Source organism: Vibrio sp. 10N.222.48.A3, from assembly GCF_041475345.1.
Lineage (GTDB): Bacteria > Pseudomonadota > Gammaproteobacteria > Enterobacterales > Vibrionaceae > Vibrio > Vibrio tasmaniensis_A.
The window spans coordinates 1-3,980 of sequence record NZ_JBFRVX010000645.1; the positions used below are offsets into that span (position 1 = coordinate 1).

The window sequence follows — 3,980 nt, forward strand, 5'->3', positions numbered from 1 at the left end:
TACATATACAGTGCCGGTGATTTTTGGCACTTAACGATGTCTGAAAATGAAACTGCTCTAGCTTATCGAAAATTCGATAAGCTAGAAACAAAAAATCAGTGGCAGATATTCTCTACCACTGATGACTTTTCGTTACTAGTAAACTGTTTATTAGCAAACCGCTTATGATCGAACGGTTACCTGAATAAGCGGCTGACTTAAGCCTCTAGTGCTTTTGCCACTTTCTCGAATAAGTCTTTTGCAAGGTTGTCCATGTTCTTCAGCGTCTCAAGTTCTTTTTTGATTAGAGCTTGGCGTTCATCATCGTACTTACGGAACTTAAGTAGCGGGTCAATCAAACGTGAAGCCACTTGCGGGTTGCTGCTGTTCAGTTCACGTAGGATCTCGCCCGCAAACGCATAACCTTGTCCTGACTTGGCGTGGAATTGAACCGGGTTCATGTTTAAGAACGAACCTACCAAGTTACGAGTACGGTTCGGGTTCTTCAAGCTGAACGCTTGGTGCGACATCGACGCTTTAATCACTTCAAGTGCATTAGAACTTGGGTTTGAACCTTGCAATGCAAACCACTTATCCATGACAAGACCATCGTGTTTCCACTTGTCGCTGTAATCCGCCATCAAGGTTTCACGACATGGTAGTTGCGCACTGTTCGCCGCGCCCATTGCAGCCATTGTATCTGTCATGTTGTTTGCTTGTTGGTACATAGCAACAACCAAGTCATTACCCTTTTCAGTATGCGCTAAGTAACTTAGACAAACTTTACGTAGAGTACGCTTACCAATCGAATCGTGATCGATCGTGTATTCTGTTAGTGCATGGCTGTGATAAACCGCCGCTAACTCGTCTTCAAGTTCTGCAGCTAGTGTTACTTTCATTGAGTTAAGAACAGATGCGACCGCATCAATATCAACGCGCTCATACCAACCCGACACTTCGTTATGGCTCGGTAGAGAAAGCATTTCTGCAATAAACGCAGGTTCTAGTGAATCACTAAGCAGTACCCCGCGGAATGCATCAACAACAGAAGCAGAAAGTTCAAACTTTTGACCTTGTTGAACGTTATCTACGTTGCTACGGATGTATTTCGCTAGCAGCATTTGACCCGCATCCCAACGCGAAAATTCATTGCGAGCATTCACCATCAGGAAGATCAGCTCTTCATCCGAATAGTCGTACTCCAGTTTCACTGGCGCAGAAAATTCACGCAGTAGCGATGGGATCGGTTGCTCTGAAACGTTTTCAAACACGAACGTTTGTACCGCTTCTTTCACATCAAGTACATTGTGAACTGGCTGGCCGTTACATTGTAACCCAATCACTTCACCCGACGCGGTGTATAGCTCGATGTCTAGAGGAATATGCAGAGCTTGCTTTTCCGTTTGCTCATGCGTTGGAGCCGTTACTTGGCGAGTTGTTAACGTGTACTCTTTTTTGTCTGCGTCGTAGTGACTTTCAACAGAAAGCGTCGGCGTACCAGATTGGCTGTACCATAAACGGAACTGAGACAGGTCAACGCCCGACGCATCTTCCATTGCAGCAACGAAATCTTCGCAAGTTGCAGCGGTACCATCGTGACGTTCAAAGTAAAGCTTCATGCCTTTTTGGAAACCTTCCTCACCCAACAATGTGTGGATCATTCGGATCACTTCACTGCCCTTTTCGTATACAGTCAATGTGTAGAAGTTGTTCATTTCTATCACTTTTTCAGGGCGAATTGGGTGAGACATTGGACTTGCATCTTCAGCGAATTGTGGCCCGCGAATAATACGAACATTGTTGATTCGGTTTACTGCGCGAGAACCAAGATCAGATGAGAACTCTTGGTCACGGAATACGGTTAAGCCTTCTTTCAAGCTTAGTTGGAACCAATCGCGACATGTCACTCGGTTACCGGTCCAGTTATGGAAATATTCATGACCGATTACCGCTTCGATGCCTAGGTAGTCGGTGTCGGTTGCTGTTTGGTCGTTCGCTAAAACAAACTTAGAGTTAAATACGTTCAGACCTTTGTTTTCCATCGCGCCCATGTTGAAGAAATCAACAGCTACGATCATGTAGATGTCTAAGTCATACTCAAGATTGAAACGCTCTTCGTCCCACTTCATTGAGTTAATCAAAGAAACCATCGCGTGGTTTGCGCGGTCTAGATTGCCTTTGTCGACAAAGATTTCTAGGTCAACTTTGCGGCCTGATTGTGTGGTGTAAGCGTCACGAAGTACATCAAAGTCACCGGCAACAAGAGCAAACAAGTAAGCAGGTTTTGGATGTGGGTCTTGCCACTTAACCCAGTGACGACCATTTTCAGCATCACCTTCATCTATACGGTTACCATTACTAAGTAAGAATGGATTTTCTGCTTTGTCTGCGATTACCGTTGTGGTGAATTTTGCCAATACATCAGGGCGGTCCATGTAGTAAGTAATACGACGGAAACCTTCAGCTTCACACTGAGTACAGAATGCGCCACCCGACTTATACAAACCTTCAAGTGCACTATTCCCTTCAGGATTTACTTTCGTCACGATCGTGAGTGTGAAATCTTTCGGTAGTCCGCTCAGTGTCAGTTGAGTTTCAGATTGCTCGAATTGCGTCCACTCTTGACCCTCAACTAAAACAGAAACCAACGTCAAACCTTCACCATCAAGTACTAAGGTCGAACTATCTTTCTCTTGCTTAACACTAGACACCGCCGTAATGATGGACGCTGAATCGTACAAATCGAAAGTAAGATCGATTTGAGAAATAGTGTGAGATGGTGATTGATAATCTTTACGATACTTGGCTTGAGGTGTATGTGCCATGACGGGTTCCTTTTGATCGTTATACGTAATTGTATTTTAACTGTATATATCTAAAGGTTGAGCGCCAAGAACACAAGGGGAATATTGAAAAAAGGAGGCATTGTAGTAAAACGCCTCCATGTTTTGCTATTTTATCAACCAAATCAGGAAGGAACGGCTAATAAATGAACTATGATCCATATTATCAACAAGCCTGACTTTGCGCATCCAACTCATCATTATCGAATACGATTGAGTACTGCAAACATGTCGCCTTCTTCACCTTGAAGCGTCAAGACGTCGCTGTTTAATGTGTAACGAGTACCATGCTCGCCATTTTCATACAGAAGCACCAATTGATCGCCTTCTGTGTAATACACCCCTCGACGAACAACTTCACTCCCCACTTCATCGGACACTCTGAACATAAATACAAAGTCAGGTTGAAGCACTAAATCCATTTTTTGAATATTACTCGCGCGCAAGTCGCTTCCGGACAATTCGGCGCTTGACCATATTCCCGCCAATGCATTTGGTAAAGCCTTGGTGAACATAACACCGTTGAGGTTCAACATATTATGGTTACTGCTATAGGCGTAAACTTGAGGTTCAGAGGTGTTTAAACCCAAAATAATGGTATCTTCATTGGCGTTATACAAGCCTTCCCAATGGTCGACACTGTAGTCTTTCTTTTGAATATCAATGGAGAATGAATAATTTGAATCAAGGGTTAGCTTTATCGCTCTAAAATTTTCAGTACCTTGTTCAGGATCTGGGTTCATCAAATACCAATCACCAAGCAGTAAAGGAAGGTCAAAATGAGATAGATTGCTGTCACTTTTTGATTGCTGCTCGCTTGAAGCGACCTCACTCCCAAAAGCAACAAAACTTAAACAAGATAAAAATAGTAGAATCCATTTCATACGCGCCCCCTCGTTTTCTTTAAGCTTAGGCACGTAATGAATAGAAAGCGAAAAAATTTGATCTAAGTCACTAAATTTTAAATGCGAAGTAACTGAATTTTAAATACGAAGTGCTACGCGACATGATCACTCGCAAAAACACCCTTTAAAAATGCGTTATTAAGAATATACTCAAGCATTAATAGACGAGAAATGGCCTCGATTTTTGTCAAATCGCAGATAGAAAAAAAGCGAGCCTAAGCTCGCTTTTTTAAAAATCCCACCTTTAACAAGG

The 3,980-nt window shown here is 43.0% G+C and carries 2 protein-coding genes; both read right to left on the bottom strand.

The features are described from left to right. Positions 1-197 precede the first annotated feature (197 nt). A complete protein-coding gene (gene pepN, locus AB4653_RS17610) occupies positions 198-2,804 on the bottom strand; it encodes an aminopeptidase N (protein ID WP_102257891.1) in 2,607 nt (868 codons plus the stop codon). Positions 2,805-3,022: 218 nt separating this feature from the next. Continuing rightward, positions 3,023-3,706 carry a hypothetical protein gene (locus tag AB4653_RS17615; RefSeq protein ID WP_012603881.1) on the bottom strand — a complete coding sequence of 228 codons (684 nt, stop codon included), beginning with the start codon at positions 3,704-3,706 and terminating at the stop codon, positions 3,023-3,025. Positions 3,707-3,980 lie beyond the last annotated feature (274 nt).